This is a genomic window from Mycobacterium simulans (genome assembly GCF_900232995.1).
GTDB classification, from domain to species: Bacteria; Actinomycetota; Actinomycetes; order Mycobacteriales; family Mycobacteriaceae; genus Mycobacterium; species Mycobacterium simulans.
In genome coordinates this window covers 51870-74756 of record NZ_OCVX01000003.1, presented here as the reverse complement: position 1 = coordinate 74756, position 22887 = coordinate 51870, and the positions used below count along the sequence as shown (strand labels likewise).

General features: G+C 66.1%; 22 protein-coding genes. 17 read left to right on the top strand and 5 right to left on the bottom strand.

The features are described 5' to 3' along the window. Window positions 1-18: 18 nt before the first annotated feature. The 8 genes from alr to groL all read left to right on the top strand — a co-directional run bounded on the left by alr (window position 19) and on the right by groL (window position 7172). Window positions 19-1188, top strand: coding sequence for an alanine racemase (gene alr, locus MSIMFI_RS00970; protein ID WP_191495805.1), 1170 nt, complete (start codon window positions 19-21; stop codon window positions 1186-1188). A 53-nt stretch (window positions 1189-1241) separates the two neighbouring features. Further along, on the top strand, window positions 1242-2294 hold the full coding sequence (locus tag MSIMFI_RS00965) for an alpha/beta fold hydrolase (RefSeq protein WP_191497958.1): 1053 nt from the start codon (window positions 1242-1244) through the stop codon (window positions 2292-2294). Next, entirely contained in the window at window positions 2287-2745 is a 459-nt protein-coding gene (tsaE, locus tag MSIMFI_RS00960; RefSeq protein ID WP_191495804.1) for a tRNA (adenosine(37)-N6)-threonylcarbamoyltransferase complex ATPase subunit type 1 TsaE, read from the top strand. The genes MSIMFI_RS00965 and tsaE overlap by 8 nt, the downstream gene beginning before the upstream one ends. Beyond that, complete coding sequence (tsaB, locus tag MSIMFI_RS00955) at window positions 2742-3368, top strand: tRNA (adenosine(37)-N6)-threonylcarbamoyltransferase complex dimerization subunit type 1 TsaB (RefSeq protein WP_191495803.1); 627 nt, start codon at window positions 2742-2744, stop codon at window positions 3366-3368. Before tsaE ends, tsaB begins: the two co-directional genes overlap by 4 nt. Beyond that, window positions 3365-3841, top strand: a complete 477-nt coding sequence (gene rimI, locus MSIMFI_RS00950; protein WP_191495802.1) for a ribosomal protein S18-alanine N-acetyltransferase — start codon at window positions 3365-3367, stop codon at window positions 3839-3841. Before tsaB ends, rimI begins: the two co-directional genes overlap by 4 nt. Further along, window positions 3838-4881, top strand: coding sequence for a tRNA (adenosine(37)-N6)-threonylcarbamoyltransferase complex transferase subunit TsaD (tsaD, locus tag MSIMFI_RS00945; protein WP_191495801.1), 1044 nt, complete (start codon window positions 3838-3840; stop codon window positions 4879-4881). The genes rimI and tsaD overlap by 4 nt, the downstream gene beginning before the upstream one ends. 279 nt (window positions 4882-5160) lie before the next feature. After that, window positions 5161-5463, top strand: coding sequence for a co-chaperone GroES (gene groES / locus MSIMFI_RS00940; protein ID WP_011739140.1), 303 nt, complete (start codon window positions 5161-5163; stop codon window positions 5461-5463). A 95-nt stretch (window positions 5464-5558) separates the two neighbouring features. Next, a complete protein-coding gene (gene groL, locus MSIMFI_RS00935) occupies window positions 5559-7172 on the top strand; it encodes a chaperonin GroEL (RefSeq protein WP_191495800.1) in 1614 nt (537 codons plus the stop codon). A gap of 79 nt (window positions 7173-7251) precedes the next feature. On the opposite strand, the gene sodC is transcribed toward groL, so the two are convergent. The 3 genes from sodC to MSIMFI_RS00920 form a co-directional block, all read right to left on the bottom strand. Next, window positions 7252-8076: a superoxide dismutase[Cu-Zn] gene (gene sodC, locus MSIMFI_RS00930; protein ID WP_396820111.1), complete on the bottom strand. Its 825-nt coding sequence runs from the start codon at window positions 8074-8076 to the stop codon at window positions 7252-7254. Window positions 8077-8429: 353 nt separating this feature from the next. Continuing rightward, entirely contained in the window at window positions 8430-8738 is a 309-nt protein-coding gene (locus MSIMFI_RS00925; RefSeq protein ID WP_186241805.1) for a WhiB family transcriptional regulator, read from the bottom strand. Window positions 8739-9191: 453 nt separating this feature from the next. Beyond that, the gene (locus tag MSIMFI_RS00920; RefSeq protein WP_191495798.1) at window positions 9192-10478 is read right to left on the bottom strand and encodes a PPE family protein; all 1287 of its coding nucleotides are present in this window, start codon (window positions 10476-10478) and stop codon (window positions 9192-9194) included. A gap of 678 nt (window positions 10479-11156) precedes the next feature. On the opposite strand from MSIMFI_RS00920, the gene MSIMFI_RS00915 reads away from it, so the two are divergent. From MSIMFI_RS00915 to MSIMFI_RS00905, 3 genes are all read left to right on the top strand, one after another. Continuing rightward, a complete protein-coding gene (locus MSIMFI_RS00915; protein ID WP_191495797.1) occupies window positions 11157-11972 on the top strand; it encodes a hypothetical protein in 816 nt (271 codons plus the stop codon). 80 nt (window positions 11973-12052) lie between these two features. Continuing rightward, window positions 12053-12628 (top strand): ECF RNA polymerase sigma factor SigD, encoded by a 576-nt coding sequence (gene sigD / locus MSIMFI_RS00910; protein WP_191495796.1) that lies wholly within the window; start codon window positions 12053-12055, stop codon window positions 12626-12628. Then, the gene (locus MSIMFI_RS00905; protein WP_191495795.1) at window positions 12621-13532 is read left to right on the top strand and encodes an anti-sigma-D factor RsdA; all 912 of its coding nucleotides are present in this window, start codon (window positions 12621-12623) and stop codon (window positions 13530-13532) included. The genes sigD and MSIMFI_RS00905 overlap by 8 nt, the downstream gene beginning before the upstream one ends. A 6-nt stretch (window positions 13533-13538) precedes the next feature. Here MSIMFI_RS00905 and MSIMFI_RS00900 read toward each other — a convergent pair whose 3' ends face one another. Further along, window positions 13539-13952, bottom strand: a complete 414-nt coding sequence (locus MSIMFI_RS00900; RefSeq protein WP_186241810.1) for a DUF5319 domain-containing protein — start codon at window positions 13950-13952, stop codon at window positions 13539-13541. A gap of 135 nt (window positions 13953-14087) precedes the next feature. Between MSIMFI_RS00900 and guaB the strand changes: the two genes are divergently transcribed. The 3 genes from guaB to MSIMFI_RS00885 all read left to right on the top strand — a co-directional run bounded on the left by guaB (window position 14088) and on the right by MSIMFI_RS00885 (window position 18669). Next, window positions 14088-15698: an IMP dehydrogenase gene (gene guaB, locus MSIMFI_RS00895; RefSeq protein WP_191495794.1), complete on the top strand. Its 1611-nt coding sequence runs from the start codon at window positions 14088-14090 to the stop codon at window positions 15696-15698. An 8-nt stretch (window positions 15699-15706) separates the two neighbouring features. Beyond that, window positions 15707-16834, top strand: coding sequence for a GuaB3 family IMP dehydrogenase-related protein (locus MSIMFI_RS00890; protein WP_191497957.1), 1128 nt, complete (start codon window positions 15707-15709; stop codon window positions 16832-16834). An 89-nt stretch (window positions 16835-16923) separates the two neighbouring features. Further along, entirely contained in the window at window positions 16924-18669 is a 1746-nt protein-coding gene (locus MSIMFI_RS00885) for a GMC oxidoreductase (RefSeq protein ID WP_191495793.1), read from the top strand. Here the strand turns inward: MSIMFI_RS00885 and MSIMFI_RS00880 are convergent, their stop codons facing one another. Then, window positions 18670-19557, bottom strand: coding sequence for a TauD/TfdA dioxygenase family protein (locus tag MSIMFI_RS00880; protein ID WP_191495792.1), 888 nt, complete (start codon window positions 19555-19557; stop codon window positions 18670-18672). Window positions 19558-19618: 61 nt separating this feature from the next. On the opposite strand from MSIMFI_RS00880, the gene MSIMFI_RS00875 reads away from it, so the two are divergent. The 3 genes from MSIMFI_RS00875 to MSIMFI_RS00865 all read left to right on the top strand — a co-directional run bounded on the left by MSIMFI_RS00875 (window position 19619) and on the right by MSIMFI_RS00865 (window position 22787). Beyond that, complete coding sequence (locus tag MSIMFI_RS00875) at window positions 19619-20185, top strand: TetR/AcrR family transcriptional regulator (protein ID WP_191495791.1); 567 nt, start codon at window positions 19619-19621, stop codon at window positions 20183-20185. A gap of 158 nt (window positions 20186-20343) precedes the next feature. Further along, a complete protein-coding gene (locus MSIMFI_RS00870; RefSeq protein ID WP_191497956.1) occupies window positions 20344-21039 on the top strand; it encodes a dTDP-4-amino-4,6-dideoxyglucose formyltransferase in 696 nt (231 codons plus the stop codon). A 152-nt stretch (window positions 21040-21191) separates the two neighbouring features. Next, a complete protein-coding gene (locus MSIMFI_RS00865) occupies window positions 21192-22787 on the top strand; it encodes an FAD/NAD(P)-binding protein (RefSeq protein ID WP_191495790.1) in 1596 nt (531 codons plus the stop codon). Window positions 22788-22887 lie beyond the last annotated feature (100 nt).

Here is a 22887-nt window from a genome sequence, read left to right as displayed (position 1 = left end):
TCTGGGACAATGGCGGCCGTGACCGCTACGCCCACATCGTTGACGCCGGGCGTCCTTGCCGAGGCCGTGGTTGACCTGGGTGCTATTGAGCACAACGTGCGGGTGCTGCGGGAGCACGCCGGCAGCGCACAGGTTATGGCCGTCGTCAAGGCCGACGGTTATGGCCATGGCGCGATCCGGGTCGCCCGCGCCGCACTGGGTGCGGGTGCGGCCGAACTCGGTGTCGCCACCGTCGACGAGGCGCTCGCATTGCGCGCCGACGGCATCACCGCCCCAGTGCTGGCCTGGCTGCATCCACCCGGCATCGACTTCGGCCCCGCGCTGCTGCGCGATGTGGAGCTCGCCGTGTCCTCGGTGCGCCAGCTCGACGAGCTGCTGGACGCGGTGCGGCGCACCGGCCGGACGGCCACCGTGACCGTCAAGGTCGATACCGGGCTCAACCGCAACGGCGTTAGCCCGGCAGAGTATCCGGCGATGCTGACCGCGTTGCGCCGGGCGGTCGCCGAGGAAGCGATCCGGCTGCGGGGGCTGATGTCGCACATGGTTTACGCCGACGCGCCGGACCAGTCCATCAATGACGTTCAAGGCGGGCGGTTCCGCGACATGCTGGCCCAAGCCCGCGACCAAGGGGTGCGGTTCGAGGTGGCGCACCTGTCGAACTCGTCGGCAACCATGGCTCGTCCCGACCTCACCTTTGACCTGGTGCGCCCCGGGATTGCGGTGTACGGGCTGAGCCCAGTCCCCAAGCTGGGCGACATGGGCCTGGTGCCGGCAATGACCGTCAAATGCGCTGTTGCGCTGGTGAAGTCGATTCGTGCGGGGGAAAGCGTGTCGTATGGACACACGTGGACCGCGCCGCGTGACACCAACTTGGCGCTCATGCCGATCGGCTACGCCGACGGCGTGTTCCGCGCGCTGGGCGGTCGCCTGGACGTGCTGATCAACGGCCGACGGCGGCCCGGCGTCGGCCGCATCTGCATGGACCAGTTCGTCGTCGATCTGGGGCCCGCGCCCGTCGACGTGGCCGAAGGTGACGAGGCGATCCTCTTCGGGCCCGGTACCCGCGGTGAGCCCACCGCGCAGGACTGGGCCGATCTGATCGGTACGATCCACTACGAAGTGGTCACCAGCCCGCGAGGACGCGTCACCCGAACCTATCGCGAGGCTGAAGGGCCCGAGCGATCTTGAGCGACAACGAGATCCGCAAGCGTCAAAAGGCCTGGCTTGCGGGCGGTGCGGGACTGACCGCGGTCGCCACGATGGTCGGAGCCTCGGCCCGGCGGTCGATGGCCGAACGCGCCATCATGCTTGACGACCCCTGGGCCGACGAGGATTTCGAGCGTCTGGACAGCGACCGAAGCCGGCTGGTGACCACGCCCGACGGTGTCTTGTTGGCGGTGCGCGAGGCCGGGCCGGTCGACGCCCCGCTGACCGTCGTCTTCGCCCACGGATTCTGTCTACGCATGGGCGCCTTCCACTTTCAGCGAAAATGGCTCGGCGAGCATTGGGGTCCGAGCGTGCGGATGGTCTTCTACGACCAGCGCGGGCACGGTCAGTCCGGTGAAGGCGAGCCCGAGTCCTACACGCTGACCCAGCTAGGCCAGGACTTGGAAACCGTCTTGCGGGCGACCGCGCCGAGTGGGCCGATCGTGTTGGTCGGCCACTCGATGGGCGGCATGACTGTGCTGTCGCATGCCCGGCAATTCCCCGAGCTGTATGGCCGCAGGATCATTGGCGCCGCGCTGATTTCCTCAGCCGCGGAAGGCGTTACGCGCTCACCGCTGGGTGAGTTCCTGAAAAACCCGGCACTAGACGCCGTCCGGTTTGCTGCCAGGTCCGCGCCCAAGCTGGTGCACCGTGGCCGCAACGTATCCCGGTCACTGATCGGCCCGATCCTGCGGGCCGCGTCCTACAGCGACCTAGAGGTCAGCCGAAGCCTGGACGCGTTCTCCCAGCGGATGATGAACGCCACCCCGATCGCGACCCTGCTGGGCTTCCTGAGCGCACTGGAAAACCACGACGAAACCGCCGGGCTGTGGACGCTGCTGCGGATCCCGACCCTGATCGCCTGCGGCAACCACGACCTGCTCACTCCCGACGAATACTCCAGAAAGATGGCCGCGTCGCTGCCGCTGTCCGAATTGGTGATCGTCGAGGGGGCCAGTCACCTTGCGCTGCTGGACAAGCCCGAGGCCATCAACGACGGGCTGATCCGGCTCGTCGAGCGGGCTCTTCCGGGCAAGATGACGCTGCGATACCGGCGATTCCGGGAACGGTTCCGGCGCCGTGGGTAAGGGAGGCAGCGCGACTCTCGAACGCGTCGAGGACACCGTGGCGCTGGGGTCCCGGCTGGGTGAGCAATTGCGCGCCGGCGATGTGGTGGTGCTCTCCGGCCCGCTCGGCGCCGGAAAAACGGTGCTGGCCAAGGGAATTGCCGCAGCGATGGATGTCGATGGCCCGGTCACATCGCCAACGTACGTGCTGGCGCGGGTGCATCCGCCGCGCCGGCCGGGCTCCCCGGCGATGATTCACGTCGACGTCTACCGACTCTTGGACCATCAACGAGCCGATCTGCTCGGCGAGCTGGATTCGCTGGACCTCGACACGGATCTGCAAGACGCGGTCGTCGTGGTGGAGTGGGGCGAGGGGTTAGCCGAACGCCTCTCCGAGCGGCACCTCGACATCCGACTAGAGCGAATCAGCCACTCCGACACCAGGATCGCCAGCTGGGAGTGGGGCACATGAGCGTGCGCATTGTTCTGGCCCTCGACACCTCGACTCCGGCAGTCACGGCCGGCATCGTTGGTGATGATCTCGACGTACTGGCGCAGCGCGTCACCATCGACGCCCGAGCACATGCCGAAAGGCTGACACCCAATGTGCTTGCCGCGCTTGCCGATGCCGACTTGGAGATGGCCGACCTAGCCGCGGTCGTGGTGGGCTGCGGCCCTGGCCCGTTCACCGGTCTGCGGGCCGGCATGGCTACCGCCGCAGCGTACGGGCATGCATTGGGCATCCCGGTGTACGGCGTCTGCAGCCTGGACGCCATCGGTGGGCAAACCTCAGGTGACACGCTGGTGGTCACCGACGCGCGCCGGCGTGAGATCTATTGGGCGCGTTACCGCGACGGTGTCCGCACCGACGGGCCGGCGGTCAATGCCCCGGGCGACGTCGACCCCGGCCCGGCGCGAGCGGTTGCCGGTTCCCCCGAGCACGCGGCGCTGTTCGACCTGCCGCACATCGAGCCGGTTTACCCGACACCAGGCGGCTTGGTAGCCGCGGTCTCGGACTGGTCTGAGGAGCCGGCGCCACTGGTGGCGCTGTATCTGCGTCGGCCCGATGCCAAGCCATTGGCGGCTCGCGCATGACCGCCCATACCGAACCGGGCACCATCGGCGCCTTGACGCGCGCGGACGCCGACCGGTGTGCCCAGCTGGAGGCCCAGCTGTTCGACGGCGACGACCCGTGGCCCGCGGTCGCGTTCAAACGCGAGTTGGCCAGCGCCCGCAACCACTACGTGGGCGCACGCTGCGCCGGTCAGCTCGTCGGCTACGCCGGCATCTCGCGACTGGGCCGCACGCCGCCGTTCGAGTACGAGGTGCACACCATTGGCGTCGACGCGGAATACCAGGGCCAGGGCATCGGGCGCCGGCTGCTCACCGAACTGTTGGACTTCGCCGACGGCGGTGCCGTCTTTCTGGAGGTCCGCACCGACAACGAAGCCGCGATCGCGCTGTACCGCAGCATGGGATTCGAGCAAATAGGCCTGCGCAAGCGCTACTACCGGATCAGCGGCGCCGACGCCTACACCATGCGACGGGATCCGGGGGGCGCGACATGACGACCATCCTGGCCATCGAAACCTCTTGCGACGAAACGGGAGTCGGCATCGCGCGCCTGGACGGCACCGGTGTCGGGGCCACGGTGACATTGTTGGCGGACGAGGTGGCGTCCAGCGTCGACGAACATACGCGGTTCGGCGGTGTGGTGCCCGAGATAGCCTCCCGGGCGCATCTGGAGGCGCTGGGCCCCGCGATGCGGCGTGCGCTCGCGGCGGCCGGCCTGCAGCGGCCCGACGTTGTCGCGGCCACTATCGGGCCTGGGCTTGCCGGCGCCCTGCTGGTGGGAGTGGCTGCGGCCAAGGCGTATTCGGCCGCCTGGGGGGTGCCGTTCTACGCCGTCAACCACTTGGGTGGCCATCTGGCCGCCGACGTGTACGAACACGGACCGCTGCCCGAGTGTGTGGCGCTATTGGTGTCGGGCGGGCACACGCATCTGCTACACGTACGTTCGCTCGGCGAGCCGATCGTGGAGCTGGGCAGCACCGTTGACGACGCCGCCGGCGAGGCCTACGACAAGGTGGCGCGGCTGCTGGGCCTGGGCTACCCCGGCGGCAAGGTGCTCGACGACCTGGCCCGCACCTGCGGCCGGGAGGCCGCAGAGATCCCAGTGTTTCCGCGCGGCATGACCGGTCCGGCCGATGACCCCTATGCCTTCAGCTTCTCGGGCCTGAAGACCGCCGTCGCGCGCTATGTGGAAAGTCATCCGGACTTCCGGCCTTCCGATGTCGCGGCCGGGTTCCAGGAGGCCGTCGCCGACGTGTTGACCATGAAGGCGGTGCGCGCGGCCACCGCACTCGGGGTGTCAACCCTGCTGATCGCGGGGGGAGTGGCCGCCAACTCGCGGCTGCGCGAACTGGCAACCCAACGGTGCGCCGCGGCCGGCCTAACGCTGCGCATTCCCCGGCCCCGGCTCTGCACCGACAACGGGGCGATGATCGCCGCATTCGCCGCACATCTGGTGGCCGCAGCGGCGCCGCCGTCTCCGTTGGACGTGCCCAGCGACCCGGGCCTGCCGGTGGTGCAGGGGCAGGTCGGGTAGCTCCACCCACCGCCGCGAGCGTGCGTGTCTGCGCGCGACACGCCGCAACTATGCGTGCAACTGTGCACATTCGCGGAAGCAGCACGGGAAGCAGCGGGGTGCCCTTGAGTGCTAGCACTCTCATGTATAGAGTGCTAGGTGGCAATCGGACGACCCTTGTGTCGGCACCCGCGACGACGGCGCGAGGGCACGGAAGAATGCCGAATCACCTGGTAATTCGGACGGTTCGGGGCAAGCCCCGGACCGACCGCCAACTCTAACTAGTGGAGGCTCCAAATCGTGGCGAAGGTGAACATCAAGCCACTCGAGGACAAGATTCTCGTGCAGGCCAACGAGGCCGAGACCACGACCGCGTCCGGTCTGGTCATTCCTGACACCGCCAAGGAGAAGCCCCAGGAGGGCACCGTCGTCGCAGTCGGCCCCGGCCGGTGGGACGAGGACGGCGAGAAGCGGATCCCGCTGGACGTGGCCGAGGGTGACACCGTCATCTACAGCAAGTACGGCGGCACCGAGATCAAGTACGGCGGTGAGGAATACCTGATCCTGTCGGCACGCGACGTGCTGGCTGTCGTTTCCAAGTAACCCGTGTTCCGCCCCGGCGATCCCCGCGTTTCACCGCGGGTGATTTCCGGGGCGGCTCGCGTTTATACCCGGGCTGGCCCGGTTGGAGGAGCCTGATGAGCAAACTTATTGAGTACGACGAAACCGCGCGTCGCGCCATGGAGGCGGGCATGGACAAGCTCGCCGACACGGTGCGAGTGACGCTGGGGCCGCGCGGTCGGCATGTGGTGCTGGCCAAGTCGTTCGGCGGGCCCACGGTGACCAACGACGGCGTCACCGTCGCTCGGGAGATTGACCTGGAAGACCCGTTTGAGAACCTGGGTGCCCAGCTGGTGAAATCGGTGGCCACCAAGACCAACGACGTCGCCGGTGACGGCACCACCACCGCGACCGTACTGGCGCAAGCGCTGGTCAAGGGCGGTCTGCGCCTGTTGGCTGCCGGCGCCAATCCCATCGCGCTCGGCTCGGGGATCGGCAAGGCCGCCGACGCCGTGTCCGAGGCGCTGCTGGCCTCGGCCACACCGGTGTCCGGCAAGGAAGCCATCGCGCAGGTGGCGACGGTATCTTCGCGCGACGAGCAGATCGGCGAGCTCGTCGGCGAGGCGATGAGCAAGGTCGGCCACGATGGCGTGGTCAGCGTCGAAGAGTCCTCGACGCTGAGCACGGAGCTGGAGTTCACCGAGGGCGTCGGCTTCGACAAGGGGTTCCTGTCGGCATATTTCGTGACCGATTTCGACTCCCAGGAAGCCGTCCTCGAGGATCCGTTGATCCTGTTGCATCAAGACAAGATCAGCTCACTGCCGGACCTGCTGCCCTTGCTCGAGAAGGTCGCCGAAGCGGGCAAGCCGTTGGTGATCATCGCCGAAGACGTCGAGGGCGAGGCGCTGGCGACGCTGGTCGTCAACTCCATCCGCAAGACGCTGAAAGCGGTCGCGGTCAAGTCGCCGTACTTCGGCGACCGGCGCAAGGCATTCCTTCAGGACCTGGCGGTGGTCACCGGCGGCGAGGTGGTCAGTCCCGACGCCGGTCACCTGCTGCGGGAGGTCGGCCTTGAGGTCATGGGATCGGCCCGGCGCGTGGTGGTCACCAAGGACGACACCATCATCGTCGACGGTGGCGGCCCCGCGGATGCCGTCGCCAACCGCATCAAGCACCTGCGGGCCGAGATCGAGGCTAGCGACTCGGACTGGGATCGCGAAAAGCTCGGCGAACGGCTGGCCAAGCTCGCCGGCGGGGTAGCCGTAATCAAGGTGGGCGCGGCCACCGAGACCGCGCTGAAAGAGCGCAAGGAAAGCGTCGAGGATGCCGTGGCTGCCGCCAAGGCCGCGGTCGAGGAGGGCATCGTCGCCGGCGGTGGATCCGCGCTGATCCAGGCCCGCAAGGTGCTCAAGGACCTGCGTGGGTCGCTGACGGGTGACGAGGCGCTCGGGGTCGACGTCTTCGTCGACGCCCTGGCCGCGCCGCTGTACTGGATCGCTGTCAACGCGGGGCTGGACGGATCGGTCGTGGTCAACAAGGTCAGCGAGCTACCCGCCGGTCACGGCCTGAACGCGAGCAGCTTGAGGTACGGCGACTTGGCCGCCGACGGTATCGTCGACCCGGTCAAGGTGACCAGGTCAGCGGTGCTCAACGCCTCGTCGGTGGCGCGTATGGTTCTCACCACCGAGACGGCCGTTGTCGACAAGCCCGCCAAGGCAGAAGACGATCACCACCACGGGCACGCTCACTAGCTGGTTGGCGCGAGCAGCTGCTAAAGCCCCCGAAATCGGCAGATTTCGGGGGCTTTAGCAGCTCCTGCCGAGGCAGGCGTCAGCTGCCGGGCGGAAGGCTGGGCGTCGTTACGGTCTTGGTCGGCGTGGTCGTCGTGGTCGGGACGCTGGTGACCGTGACGGTGCTCGTGCTCGTGCTCGTGGACGGCGGTGGCACGGCGGTCGTTGTGGTGATCGTGGTGCCGGTGGGTGTCTCAGTGGTGGGCGAGGTCGTCGTCGTGGTCGCCGCGGCAATCACACCGCAGGCCATCCGCTTACCCGAATCACCAGTGGCTAGCGTCTCTTCATCCGGTCCCGGTGCGCCGTTCTTTTGGGTGTAGCGGGCGGTGGGTATGTTGCCGAAGTTATCCGGGTCCTGGTGAATGATCAGTGCGGTACCCGAGCTATTTCTCAGGTCCGCGGCGGTGAACGAGTTTGTCGTAGTGACGAGTTTCGCCGAGCCGTCGGAACGCACTTCCAATGAAGTCAGGTCGCCACTGGATGGATAGCCAGTGTGACCCGGCACCTGGAAATGGCCTCCGGCGGAGTTGAAGTCCCCGGCCGTGCCTCCTGTCGGGGCAACCGAATTGGCCTCGCATTTGCCCACCGAGTGGATATGGAGCCCGTGGAAACCGGGGGTCAGGATCTGGTTGGGGACCGTTTCCAAGGTCAGCGTCGCGTAGCCGTTCGCGAAATCGATGGTGGCGTTGGCGACTAGGGTCCCGTTGGCGCTCTTCAACTGCGTGGTCATCCTCTCCGTGCCGGGCGGGGCTCCGGCGGCGGGTGGTGACGTGGCGGGCTGACTGCTGCGCTGGTTTGTGCATGCGGCTAATGGCGAGACGGTCACGATAAGTGCCGCCACCGCAAAGGCTAATTCCCTTTTCAAGCCCTTTTCCATGGGCTGGGCCTACCCTAATTGGCCAATGTCAAACGAGCGGAACGCGCATCCGTCGGACTGGGCCAGTTAAGGCGAGGCGACACGCGGCCGCACTTCGACGCCAAAGCCGCGTAATGGTTCGGTATTGGGTCGTCGACGCCGATGAGCCTGCGTGAAGCCGTCCTGTCACATCGGCCTCATTGGCGTCGCCGCCGGCATGGATGTTCGTTGACTGACCGAAAAATGCCCGCCTACGCGCGACAACATGAGTTTGTAGGGCTGGGTGTCGCCAAGTTGTCCGCGAAGGTGGGCAATTTGCGTGGCTGCCAGGAGAGGGGCCTATGTGACTGATGGTGCGCCACCTAAGCCGAGCGAGGGATACCCCGGGTGCGGCCGATGCTGCCCTTCAGTAGCAAGTCGCGCTCGGATTCGGACAGGCCACCCCACACGCCGTACGGCTCGGCGACGTCCAGCGCGTGGGAACGGCACGCGTCGATCACCGGGCAGCGGCGGCACATCTCCTTGGCGCGCTGTTCGCGTTGCATGCGGGCGCGGCCGCGTTCACCGTCGGGATGGAAGAACATCGATGAGTCGACGCCGCGGCACAGGCCCTGCAATTGCCAGTTCCAGATATCGGCGTTGGGGCCAGGCAGCTGCTCCGGCTGTGGCATTGCTGATTCCCTCTCTACGCGGCACACCCAAGTGGAGGTCAAGCTCGCGAACGCGCGAGTGGTGCTACTGAAATGGAGTGGGGTCACCGATGACTACCCGTCAACGGTAGACGCTAGGGCCGACGCCGAATTTCCGTCAATAGGCGTCAGATCGAGCAAACTACAGGACCGTTGTTTGAGAATTAACTCTGCGTTCATCTGTCGCGCATTTGACGAACGCAAAACATGCTAGCGGGAGCGGTTCCTTATCGAGTTTTCCCAGCTCAGGTCGGTACTGTGAAGAACTTGTAATTTGCACACAGATGGCTGTGAGTAATATTCCGGTAACGCAGAAACCACAAAGTTTTTACTACCTTAGGCGCAGCTATCACCGTGATTGAAACTCGTCACACGTGCGGCCGATCCCGCAGGATCTGGCAGATTGAAGTTCCCAGGAAGGGAGACTACCCGGCGTTAGGCCGCCGGGACGATCCCAAGCTGGTCCGCCAATTGCGTTGCCATATCCACCAACTGGGCCGCCAACGCCGGGTTGCTGGCCTGCAGCTGAGCGAACACCGCGATCAACTGGGCCGCCAGCGCCGGATTGTTCTGCACCTGCGCCACCAGGCTGGTCACCAACTGCGGATTGCTGGCCAACAACCCAAACAAGCTGGTCGCCAGGGCGGGATTGCTCGCCAACACCGGCACGACGCTGCTCAGCAGCGCGGGATTGTTCAAAGCCGCTGAGCCCGCGCCGTTCAACACCCCCGGATTGCCCGCTACCGCCGCAACCTGTTGGGCCAGCGCGGCAGTCTGAACCGCATCTAGGGTGGCGCCCACCTGGGCGGTCGCAGCCGTGGCCACCTGCTGAACGGTTGCGGCCGCGCTATCGGCCGCTCCGCTCACCGCGGCTACAACCTGGTTGGCCACGGGTGCGATGGCCGCGGTCGCGGCGGCCACGATTGGGGTTTCCGCAATAGCGTTGACCACAGGCGCAACGGCGGCCGCCGCGCTCGCAATCGCCTGAGCCACAGGCGCAAGGACGGCGGGCACGGCGGTAAACGTCGCGCCCATCTCGGTGGCCATAGGCCCAACGGTAGCTATGACGCCCACCGGCAGCATGGCCGCGATCAGGCCGTACTCAATCGCCGTGGCCGCCGGGTTGGGCATAGCCGCGGCCGGCGCCGGTAGGGCTCCCGCCGGGCTGGCCCCGACCGCGGCAGCAACCTGGCCGGGCAGGGCGCGCAGCGCCTGGCCCCAGGGCATTAGCTGCTCGGCCACCGCCGACGCCCCGCCGTGATAGCCCAGCATCGCTGCCACATCTTGGGCCCACATTTCCTCGTATTCGGCTTCGTTGACCGCGATCGCCGGAGCGTTAAACCCGAACAGATTTGAGATCACCAGCGACACCAGCCGAGTCCGGTTGGAGGCGATTGCTAACGGATGCACCACTGCGGCCCGCGCCGCGTCAAAGACGGCTGCCACCGCTTTGGCCCCAACCGCCGCGCCTCCCGCCTGGGTCGCCGCCGCTTCGAGCCATTGTGCGTACGGGGCGGCCACGGCCACCATCGCCGCCGACGCCGGACCTTGCCACGCGGAAGTCACCAAGCCGTTGACCATCGATGAAAATGAGCTCGCCGCCGACCCCAGCTCGTCGGCCAAACCCTCCCAAGCCGCCGCGGCCGCCAACATCGGCGCCGAGCCCGCACCGGCATACATCTGCGCCGAAACGACCTCCGGCGCCGACACCAAGAAACTCATCACAGCCACCTTCCTGCCGGCTTCCCGGCCCGACTGCCGCCACAATGACGGCCTCGAGGATTACCTACACAAACCCCCGTTCACGCCGATCCACCGCACGAATTTCACCCAAAGCGGGCGCGTCACACGATGCCGACTATTCATCGGTAGCCGCCCCCTCGATCGGCGCGGAATGCCAAGCAGGACCGCGGCGCGCACCAACGGCCGCCGCCATTAGTGCTCGCGTTGCTACCACCACGCACCACGCCCTTTCCATCGAAGCGTTCGGCGATCGACCGGTCACTCAAGAACCGTGACGGTAGAGAACTTTATGGTTATTCGCGACCAACTGGTGGTCGTTTTCACTAAATCCCTGTCAGTAAATTTCCGGTGCTCAACACCGCGATCCGGTGGGCGTAATCCGCAGTGCGCAAACCAGGTGACTACGGCGTGGCGAAAGGCCAGGTCGCGATCGCGCATGCGTGGTGGTCACCTTGATCCTGGGGATCAGCCCGCGGCGGGGCGCCCTGGCATCGGTATTCGCCGCACCGTGCCATAATCGCGCTTAAGGAGTGCCCTTTCCTCGGAATTGTCGAAACATCAGCAACCCCGGCAATTCCGTGGTAAAAGGGCGCTCCTGTCGCTACGACGCACGCGGCAATTGCAACAGCGGAATCAGGCTAGAACGCAGCTATCACTGTGGGTGAAACTCGAAACACTGTGGCCCTCGAGACACGTTTAGCGGATGCCGCCTTCGGCAACCAACCAGGCACCTGGCCGCTGCCCGCCGCCGCCACGTCACACCAGCTGTGGCTGCGGGCCGTGGCCGCTGGCGGGCAGGGTCGTTATGGCTGCGCGTACAGCGATCTGGCGTTGTTGCGACGTCGCGTTGCGGCCGGCCCGTTGGCCTCGCTAGCGCACAGCACGCAAGGATCGTTCCTGCGCCAGCTCGGTTGGCACACGCTGGCGCGGGGCTGGGACGGTCGTGCACTGGCGTTGGCCGGGGCCGATCCCGAGGCACGCGCCGATGCCCTGATCGGGCTGGCGGCCGACGCGCTTGGCGTCGGCCGCCTCGCGGCAGCAAGCACATTGCTGACTAGCGCGGAGCCCCTGCCGGTGTCCGAGCGGTTGGCGGTGCGCAGGCGCTGGGTGGCCGCGGAGCTGGCGATGGCCGCCGGCGACGGGGCAACCGCCGTGCGCCACGCCGAGAAGGCGGTCGAGCTGACCGGCGCCATGACCGTCGCGTCGGTGCGACATCAGGTGAAGAGTCACGTCGTGCTGGCCGCCGCGCTGTGCAGCGCCGGGGTCATCGCGCGGGCCCGCGCCGTGGGCCACGAAGCGCTGGACGCCACCGGCCAATTCGGGCTGATACCGCTGCGTTGGGCGGTGGCTTGCTTGCTGATCGATACCGGAAGCATCACGGTTGAGGCAAAACAGGTGCGCGAACACACCGAAATTCGGGATATTTGCGCAGGCCAGGTGCGGCGCGCCGGTGGAACCTGGCGTACCGCTTGAAACGCACAGCCGCCGTTATTGTCTAGCTGTGTCTTAGCCCGGGATGTGTCCGGACCGTAACGTTGGAGAGACCGCCGTCGATGACAATTGAAGGGGAACGTCTCGACGCTGTGGTTGCGGAAGCCGTGGCTGGGGACCGGAACGCGCTTCGGGAGGTGCTGGAGACCATCCGCCCAATTGTCGTGCGATATTGCCGAGCCCGAGTCGGCACGGTCGAGCGGAGTGGCCTGTCAGCAGATGACGTGGCACAGGAGGTGTGCTTGGCCACCATAACGGCGTTGCCGCGCTACCGGGACCGAGGACGCCCATTCCTGGCCTTCCTGTACGGCATTGCAGCACACAAGGTCGCCGACGCCCATCGCGCCGCCGGCCGTGACCTTGCCTATCCCGCCGAGTCGGTTCCCGAGCGCCGTTCGGCCGACGCTGGCCCGGAACAGATGGCCATCGAGGCCGACTCGGTCACCAGGATGAACGAACTGCTCGAGATCTTGCCGGCCAAGCAGCGCGAGATCCTCATCCTGCGCGTCGTCGTCGGCCTGTCCGCCGAGGAGACCGCGGCCGCCGTCGGCAGCACCACGGGGGCGGTCCGGGTGGCGCAACACCGCGCACTTCAGCGACTCAAAGACGAACTCGTTGCGGCAGGTGACTATGCGTGAATTTGGTTATGCCTTCGGCGATCAGCCGGGTTTGGACGATGTGACCCGCACTGATCTGCTCCTCGACGCGCTCGCGAAGCGTGACGACTTTGATCTCGACAATGCACACGACCTGCATGATCACGCGCTGGCCGCGCTGCTAGGGGAGTGGCGCGATGACTTGCGGTGGCCGCCAGCCAGCGCGCTGGTATCCCAGGACGAGGCGGTCGAGGCGCTGATCGCCGGCATCGACGAGCGCCGACGTGCTCGTCGCGCACTGGCCGCCGTCGGGTCGGTGGCTGCGACACTCTTGGCGCTGAGCGGATTTGGGGCCCTGGTGGCCGACGCCCGCCCGGGAGACGCGTTGTATGGCCTGCACGCGATGATCTTCAACGAACCCCGGGTCAATGATGACCAGATTCTGTTGTCCGCCAAGGCCGATCTGGCGAAGGTCGAGCAGATGATCGCCCAAGGCCAGTGGGTCCAGGCTCAGACGCAGTTAGCCGAGGTCAGCAGCACCCTGCAGGCCGTGAACGACGGCAATCGCCGGCAGAACCTGCTGGCAGAGGTGAATCAGCTGAACACGAAGGTGGAGAAGCGCGATCCCAACGCGACTCTGCCCCCCAGCTCGCCACCGCAATCGGGGCTGGTAGCTCCGGCCAATTCCCCGGCGAACTCGGTGACCCCGATGGCTCCCGAAACCGAGTCGCCGACGGCGCCGTCTCCGTCGGTATCCGACTCGCCTACCGCATCGGTTGCGCCGGAATCGACATCGCCCACGGTCAGTCCGAGCGCGACCTCTCCGGCGCCAACCACCGGATCGCCAGAACCGAAGCCGGGGCGGGCACCTGGTCCCTCATCTACTCCGTCAACGGGAGTGTCGGCGGAGGCGACGTCGCCGACAACGACCAGTCCTACCGCGTAAATCGCGTCAGAGGTGGCGGCGGAATCCGTCCGCGTCTGATGTCGCTTCGTTCAGCGACGCGTCGGCGTAACCCCGGCAGTAATCCCACGTGACGTAGGAGTCCGGCTCGGGGTCGTAGGCCGGCTCATGCGGGCGGACGGTGCCGTCGATCAGCAGTTGCAGCAGGTTGGCACGCAACATGTCCCAATCGTGATAGTGGTCTTGCTGGCACTCGTCGCAGCACACCACGAGCCCGCGAATTCCCTTGTGCGCCAAAAGGGACTCGTAGACGGCAAGATCGGCTAGATCGGCTTCGACGGCCATCCGCTCTTGCTGATCTAGGGGTTGGCCCGGTTCGACGGCCTCCAACGCCGCCGACGGGTCACAGGGGTCGTCGGCGAACGGATCGGGCGGCAAACCCGGCGGGAGGTGGTCGCGCACGCCTCTACACTACGCAAGCGGGCATGGATAATGCCAGAAATTGAGATCCCGCCCCGTGCCGAGTTTCATGCCCGCGATGGGTGAGCCGATAGGATGGGGTTTCTCACTGACGCATGCGTATGGAGGGCTTCACCGATGTCCCGTGGCATGTCCCGCCTGGAAGACAGCTCCGACTTGGTCGGCAGCCCGTACGTGCATGACTCCCCTATTTCCGGCCTCACGGGTGACCCGGTGCCGACCGGCGGCGACGATCCGCACAAGATCGCGATGCTCGGGCTGACGTTCGACGACGTGCTGTTGTTGCCCGCCGCTTCCGACGTGGTGCCGGCGAGTGCGGACACCTCTAGCCAGCTCACCAAGAAGATCCGGCTCAAGGTGCCGTTGGTCAGCTCGGCGATGGACACCGTCACCGAATCGCGGATGGCCATCGCGATGGCCCGCGCCGGCGGTATGGGGGTGCTGCACCGCAACCTGCCCGTTGCCGAACAAGCCGGCCAGGTCGAGATGGTGAAGCGATCCGAGGCCGGCATGGTCACCGATCCGGTCACGTGCCGTCCGGACAACACCCTGGCGCAGGTCGATGCGCTGTGCGCCCGGTTCCGGATCTCCGGTCTGCCCGTCGTCGACGACGACGGCGCGCTGGTGGGCATCATCACCAACCGCGACATGCGATTCGAGGTCGACCAGTCCAAGCAGGTCTCCGAGGTGATGACCAAAGCCCCGCTGATCACCGCCCAGGAGGGGGTCAGCGCGTCGGCGGCGCTGGGCCTGTTGCGCCGCAACAAGATCGAGAAGCTGCCCGTCGTCGACGGCCGGGGCCGGCTGACCGGGCTGATCACCGTCAAAGACTTCGTCAAGACCGAACAACACCCATTGGCCACCAAGGACAGCGACGGTCGGCTGTTGGTGGGTGCGGCCGTCGGCGTCGGCGGTGACGCCTGGGTCCGCGCGATGATGCTGGTCGATGCCGGGGTTGACGTGCTGGTCGTCGACACCGCGCACGCACACAACCGACTGGTGCTCGACATGGTCAACAAGCTCAAGCTCGAAGTCGGCGACCGGGTCGAGGTGGTCGGCGGCAACGTCGCTACCAGGTCCGCGGCCGCCGCCCTGGTCGATGCAGGGGCCGACGCCGTGAAGGTCGGCGTGGGGCCGGGGTCGATCTGCACTACCCGGGTGGTGGCCGGCGTCGGCGCGCCGCAGATCACCGCGATCTTGGAAGCTGTAGCGGTGTGTGGGCCCGCGGGCGTGCCGGTGATTGCCGACGGGGGACTGCAGTACTCCGGTGACATCGCCAAGGCGCTGGCCGCCGGTGCGTCGACCACCATGCTGGGCTCGCTGCTGGCCGGCACCGCCGAGGCGCCCGGCGACCTGATCTTCGTCAACGGCAAGCAGTACAAGAGCTATCGCGGCATGGGATCGCTGGGCGCGATGCAGGGCCGGGGTGGTTCTGGAGGCGCGGGAAAGTCGTACTCCAAGGACCGCTACTTCGCCGACGACGCGCTCTCCGAAGACAAGTTGGTCCCCGAGGGCATCGAGGGCCGGGTGCCGTTCCGGGGTCCGCTTTCGTCGGTGATCCACCAACTGACGGGTGGCCTGCGTGCGGCGATGGGTTACACGGGCTCGCCCACCATTGAAGTGCTGCAGCAGGCGCAGTTTGTCCGGATCACGCCGGCGGGCCTCAAAGAGAGTCACCCGCACGACGTAGCGATGACCGTCGAAGCGCCCAACTACTACGCGCGCTGACGATGACCATGGTCGAGATCGGCATGGGCCGCAGCGCCCGTCGCACCTACGAACTCAGCGAAATCAATATCGTGCCGTCGCGGCGCACCCGCTCCTCGAAGGACGTGTCCACCGCGTGGCAGCTTGACGCTTACCGGTTCGAGATCCCGGTGCTGGCACACCCGACCGACGCGCTGGTGTCCCCGGAGTTCGCCATCGAGCTCGGCCGGCTCGGCGGGCTGGCGGTGCTCAACGGCGAAGGCCTGATCGGCCGGCATGCCGACGTGCAGGCCAAGATAGCCCAACTGGTCGAGGCAGCCGAGAAGGAGCCCGAGCCGTCGGCGGCCATCCGGCTGCTGCAGGAGCTGCACGCCGCGCCGCTGAATCCCGACCTGCTGGGTGCCGCGGTGGCACGCATCCGCGAGGCCGGCGTGACCACCGCGGTGCGGGTCAGCCCGCAAAACACCCAGGCGCTGACGCCGGTGCTGCTGCAGGCCGGCATCGACCTGCTCGTCATCCAGGGCACCATCGTCTCGGCCGAGCGCGTGGCCAGCGATGGCGAACCGCTCAACCTGAAAACCTTCATCGCCGAGCTCGACGTTCCGGTGGTGGCGGGCGGGGCGCTCGACCATCGGACGGCGCTGCACCTGATGCGCACCGGCGCCGCCGGGGTAATCGTCGGCTATGGCTCTACCCGGGGGGTGACCACCACCGACGAAGTGCTGGGCATCAGCGTGCCGATGGCTACCGCGATCGCCGACGCCGCCGCGGCGCGACGCGAATACCTCGACGAGACGGGCGGCCGTTACGTGCATGTGCTGGCCGACGGCGATATCCATACCTCCGGCGAGCTGGCCAAGGCCATTGCTTGCGGCGCCGACGCGGTGGTGCTGGGCACGCCGCTGGCCGAGGCCGCCGAGGCGCTCGGCGACGGGTGGTTCTGGCCAGCCGCGGCGGCGCACCCGTCGCTGCCGCGCGGGGCGCTGCTGCAGATCGCCGTTGGCGAGCGGCCGCCGCTGGAGCGTGTCCTCAACGGGCCCTCCGACGACCCGTTCGGCGCCCTAAATCTGGTCGGTGGTCTGCGCCGATCGATGGCCAAGGCGGGTTACTGCGATCTCAAGGAGTTCCAGAAGGTCGGCCTGACCGTAGGTGGCTAATTTTCCCTCGCGAGCAGACACAAAATCGCATTGCCGCGACGCGATTTGTGCGATTTTGCGTCTGCTGGGCCGGCAACGATACTGGTCGGGTGAAACCGGATTACGACGTCCTGATTATCGGTTCGGGTTTCGGGGGCAGCGTCAGCGCACTGCGGTTGACCGAAAAGGGCTACCGGGTAGGCGTGTTGGAGGCCGGCCGCCGGTACGCCGACGAGGATTTTGCCAAGACGTCCTGGGATCTGCGCAAGTTCCTGTGGGCCCCGAAGCTGGGCTGCTACGGCATCCAACGGATCCACCCACTGCGCAACGTGATGATCCTCGCCGGCGCCGGAGTTGGCGGCGGCTCGCTGAACTACGCCAACACCTTGTACATCCCGCCGGATCCGTTCTTTGCCGACCAACAATGGCAGCACATCACCGACTGGCGTTCGGAGCTGATGCCGCACTACGAGCAGGCGAAACGAATGCTGGGCGTGGTGTACAACCCGACCTTCACCGACGCCGACCGGATCGTCAAAGAAGTCGCCGACGAGATGGGGTTTGGCGACACGTTCGTGCCGACTCCGGTCGGGGTGTTCTTCGGGCCCGACGGCACCAAGACGCCGGGTAAGACCGTGCCCGACCCGTTCTTCGGCGGCGCCGGGCCGGCGCGCACCGGCTGCCTGGAATGCGGCTGCTGTATGACGGGCTGCCGCCACGGCGCCAAGAACACCCTGCTGAAAAACTACCTTGGCCTCGCGGAATCAGCTGGCGCACAAGTGATTCCGATGACGACGGTGAAGGGGTTCGCGCAGCGGGCCGACGGGTTGTGGGAGGTCCGCACGGTGCGTACCGGCAGCTGGGTGCGCCGGGACCGGCGTACGTTTACCGCCAGCAATCTGATTCTGGCCGCGGGCACCTGGGGAACCCAGCACCTGCTTTTCAGGATGCGAGATGCCGGCAAGCTGCCCAGACTGTCCAAGCGATTGGGCGTGTTGACGCGGACCAACTCCGAGTCGATCGTCGGCGCGGCCCGACTGACGGTCTCGCCGGAGCTGGACCTGACCCACGGGGTGGCCATCACGTCGTCGATTCACCCGACGTCGGACACCCACATCGAACCGGTCCGGTACGGCAAGGGCTCCAACGCGATGGGGTTGTTGCAGACCTTGATGACCGACGGCCCAGGGCCCGAGGGGCCCAATGAGACCTACGTGCCGCGGTGGAAGCAGTTGGTGAACCAGGCCCGCGAGAATCCGCGCCACCTGCTGCGGCTGCTCAACCCCAGCCAGTGGAGCGAGCGCACCATGATCGCCCTGGTCATGCAGCACCTGGACAACTCGATCACCACGTTCACCAAGCGCGGCAAGCTGGGCATCCGCTGGTACTCCAGCAAGCAGGGGCACGGCGAGCCGAACCCGACGTGGATCCCGATCGGCAACGAGGTGACCCGCCGGATCGCCGAAAAGATCGACGGCGTGGCCGGCGGCACCTGGGGTGAGCTGTTCAACATCCCGCTGACCGCGCACTTCCTCGGCGGCGCGGTGATCGGCGACAGTCCCGAGCACGGGGTGATCGACCCCTATCACCGCGTCTACGGCTATCCGACGATGTTCGTGGTGGACGGCGCCGCGATCTCGGCGAACCTGGGCGTCAACCCCTCGTTGTCTATTGCCGCTCAGGCCGAGCGGGCCGCCTCGTTGTGGCCGAACAAGGGCGAAAACGACCAGCGGCCGTTGCAGGGCGACGCGTACCGGCGGATGGACCCGATCGAACCCGAGCACCCGGTGGTGCCTGCCGACGCTCCGGGTGCGCTGCGGTGGCTGCCGGTCGATCCGGTCAGCAACGCGGGTTAGTCAGCTTGCGATCGCCAGTGGTGCGCCGCTGATCATGCGGCTGCGCTGTCCGTGCACGTTGACCGGCACGTCGCCCATCAGGGTGACCCGGTGCATGAGCCGGTACTGGTCGTCATAGTCGTCGATGGCCCGGTGCTGGGTCGCGCGGTTGTCCCAGATGGCGACATCGCCCGGCTCCCAGTTCCAGCGAACGGTGTTCTCGGGCGTCGTGATTCGCCGTTGTAGCAACTCGAGCAGCACGCTTGACTCGTGGCTGTCAAGGCCGACGAAGCCTTGCACGAAAGCACCCGCCAGCAGCGCGCACTCACCGGTCTCGGGGTGCACCCGCACCACGGGGTGCTCGGTCTGGAAGGCGAGATCCTCAATCGCGTGTCGATACGTCTGTTGCGCGTCGGTCAATGATTCGGTGGGCACGTAGTCGAAACGGCTGGTATGAACCGCCCACAAGTTCTTGGTGAGGCACATGAGCGGTTCAGGCAGGTCCGCATAGGCTGCCGCGGTGTTGGCCCACAGCGTCGACCCGCCATAACTGGGCAGGGCGACCGCGCGCAGTACCGATGCCGCGGGGTAATTGGTGGCGAACGTGACGTCGGCGTGCCAGCGCGTCGCCTTGCCGTGTTCGGAATCGATCGGCGTAATGATCGGCGTGTCCGGCACGGCCGCGATCGCGGCGGGGTGGCTGATCGGGGTACCCAGTAACCCGGCGAACGCAAGCTGCTTGTCGTTGTCGAGGTGGTGTTGGCCGCGGAAGAAGATCACCTTGTGGGCCAGTAACGCCACACGAATCTCGTCGACCGCGTCCGGGTCAAGATCCCCTCCGAGGCGCACCCCCCTGATTTCGGCCCCGATACGGCTACCCAGCTTCTTAACGGCTATCAAATGCGGCATTGCTGTCGTCCTTTGGAGAAAGGTGGTGTAGTCAACTGACTACATCGGCTAGCGTAGTCATGTGACTACACGCGCGTCAACGGTGTACCGGGAGATGCCTACGGGCCGCGAAGAGGTCGCGGCGGCGATATTGGAGGCCGCCGCCGACCTGATCGCCGAACGGGGTCCCGCGGCGACGTCGATCCGCGACATCGCCGCGCGATCGAAGGTCAATCACGGACTGGTGTTTCGGCACTTCGGCACCAAAGACCAGCTAGTTGGCGCCCTGCTCGACTATCTGGGCGAGAAGTTGGCCGGTCTACTGCACAGCGGGGCCTCGCCTGAAGTCATCGAACGATCCCTGGACCGCCACATGCGGGTTATGGCCAGGTCACTGCTCGACGGCTATCCGGCTGGTCAGCTGCAAAAGCGCTTTCCCAACGTCGCGGAGATGCTCGACGAGGTGCGCCCACGCCACGACAGTGACTCCAGCGCTCGGCTAGCGGTCGCCAATGCCCTTGCGCTGCAATTCGGTTGGCGGTTGTTTGCGCCCATCCTGCGCTCAGCGACCGGCCTTGACGAGCTGCCGGACGACGAACTGAAAGCGTCGGTACGGGCAGAACTGGCCCGAATCGTCGAACCGCACTGATTGTTATGCCCGTGTGCCTTCGCGTGACCGTCCAGTGTGCGGTCGGTCCTGAAGTAGGGTGAGCGCGTGCGCCGGATTGCCAGCAGACGAACGGCTGATGCTCGCCGTAGCAGGCCGTTCATGGCGCCGGGCAGTGCGCGGGCTGGCGGGGCAGACACATCAAAGTACTGATCCTGACCGACAACTTCCATGCCCATGCCCTGGCGATCGAACTGCAGGCCAGGTATGGCGATATCGACGTCTATCAGTCCCCGATCGGCCAGCTGCCCGACGTCCCGCGATTTGACGTCAAGGAGCACGTCGCGGAAATCGTTTCGCGGTATGATCTCGTCTTTTCCCTCCACTGCAAACAGAAGTTTCCGGCCGCTTTAATCGATGGCGTCAGATGTGTGAATGTTCATCCGGGTTTCAATCCGTACAACCGCGGCTGGTTTCCACAGGTCTTCTCGATCATCGACGGGCAAAAAGTCGGGGTGACGATCCATGAGATCGACGACCAATTGGACCACGGCCCGATCATCGCTCAGCAGGAATGTGCGATCGAATCTTGGGATTCCTCGGGAAGTGTTTATGCCAGGCTGATGGATATCGAGCGCGAGTTGGTGCTCGAACATTTCGCCGCGATCCGCGACGGCAGCTACACGACTAGATCGCCGGCCATCGAGGGCAATCTCAACCTGAAAAAGGATTTCGAACAACTCCGCCAGCTGGACCTCAACGAGCAAGGGACGTTTGGGCATTTCTTGAATCGCCTACGCGCGTTGACGCACGATGATTTCCGCAATGCCTGGTTCGTCGATGCGTCCGGCCGCAAGGTATTTGTCCGCGTCGTGCTCGAACCGGAAAAGACTTGAAGCCCGTAACGAGACCGACCCAACCACGCCGCTAGATTATGTTAGCCTTCGCTAACTTGATGGCTCTTGCCGCTGTCAGGCGACAGAAGCGTGACCCGATCCAGGTGCCGAGAGAGGGAGTGGATGCCGGTCGACGGACAAGCGGGTTCGCCATGACCGCTCCACCCGCCTTCGACATTGCGTTCATCGGTAGCGGGGTCGCGTGCTCCATGACGCTGCTGGAAATGGCCGATGCTTTGCTGAGCGGCCCAACGGCGCCGCCCAAGCTGCGCATCGCGGTTGTGGAGCGGGACGAGCAGTTCTGGTGCGGAATCGCCTATGGCCGACGCTCCAGCATCGAATCGCTCGCCATTCAGAAGCTCGACGATTTCGCCGACGAGCCCGAAAAGTCCGCCTACAGCGCCTGGCTGGAGCGCAACAAGCAGCGCTGGCTGGCTTTCTTGCAGGAGGCCGGGGGCGACGCCGCGGTGCGCTGGATCTACGACAACCGCGAAGCGCTGGACGGCAACCAGTGGGGCGAGCTCTACCTGCCGCGCTTTCTCTTCGGTGCGTTTATCTCGGAGCAGGTGAATGCCGCGATCCTCGCGCTGGGCATGCGCGACCTGGCCGAAATCGTGACTATCCGCGCCGACGCCGTTAGCGCCCATTCCGCGGACGGTGGGGACGGTGGCTACGTGATCGGACTGAGCCCGTCCGGAGACGGCCCAACGGCGATCGCCGCAGGCAAAGTGGTTGTTTCCATCGGCAGCCCCCCGACCAAAGCGATCGTTGCGGGCGATTCCGAACCCGCGTTCACGTATATCAACGATCTCTATGCCCCTGGTGGGGAGAGCAACCTGGAGCGGCTGCGCCAGTCGCTCGACCGGGTCGAGCCGCGCGAGAAGCGCAACGTGCTGGTCGTGGGTTCCAACGCCACCTCCCTCGAAGCGCTCTACCTGATGCGTCACGACGCGCGCATCCGCGAACGAGTCCACTCCATCACCGTCATCTCACGGTCCGGCATCCTGCCTTACCAGATCTGCGACGAGCCAACGGAATTCGAATTTCCGCGGCTGCGCACGTTGCTCTCCGCGGAAGCGGAAGCGGAAGCGGTAGCGGCAGCGGATCTGATGTCTGCGATCCGCGACGATCTCGCCACGGCCAAAGCACGCTCGTTGAACCTGGCCGATTTGTACGACTCCGTTGGCGCCCTGCTGAGGCAGGCGTTGCACAAGATGGATCTGGCGCAGCAGGAAGAGTTCTTCTGCGTGCACGGCATGAACTTCACGAAGTTGGTGCGGCGCGCGGGACGCGATTGCCGCCAGGCATCGCAGGAGTTGGCCGCGAACGGCACGCTGCGCCTGCTCGCCGGGGAAGTATTGCGCCTGGATGCCTGCGCGTCCGGCCAGCCGTTCGCCACCATGACCTACCGAGCCGCGGGCGCCGAGCATAGCCACCCCGTCCCCTTCGCGGCGGTGCTGAACTGTGGCGGTTTCGAAGAGCTAGATGCGTGTTCGTCGCCGTTCCTCGTCGCCGCAATGCAGAACGGGCTTTGCCGCCCCAACCGCACCAACCGTGGCCTCCTGGTGAACGACGATTTCGAAGCCAGCCCGAATTTTTGCGTCATCGGGCCCCTGGTGGGCGGGAATTTCAATCCCAAGATCCGCTTTTGGCACGTCGAGAGCGCGCCCCGGATCCGCTCGCTGGCGAAATCGCTGGCCGCCAGCCTGCTCGCATCGCTGAAGCCCGCGACCGCGGTCTGTTGCTGAGCCGGATGCAGCTCGTGGATGCCGGTCGCTTCATCCGACGCCTGTGTTACGTGGGACCAGGTCAATGCAACCTGTGCGGGAGTCGGGTCCGATTCAGGAG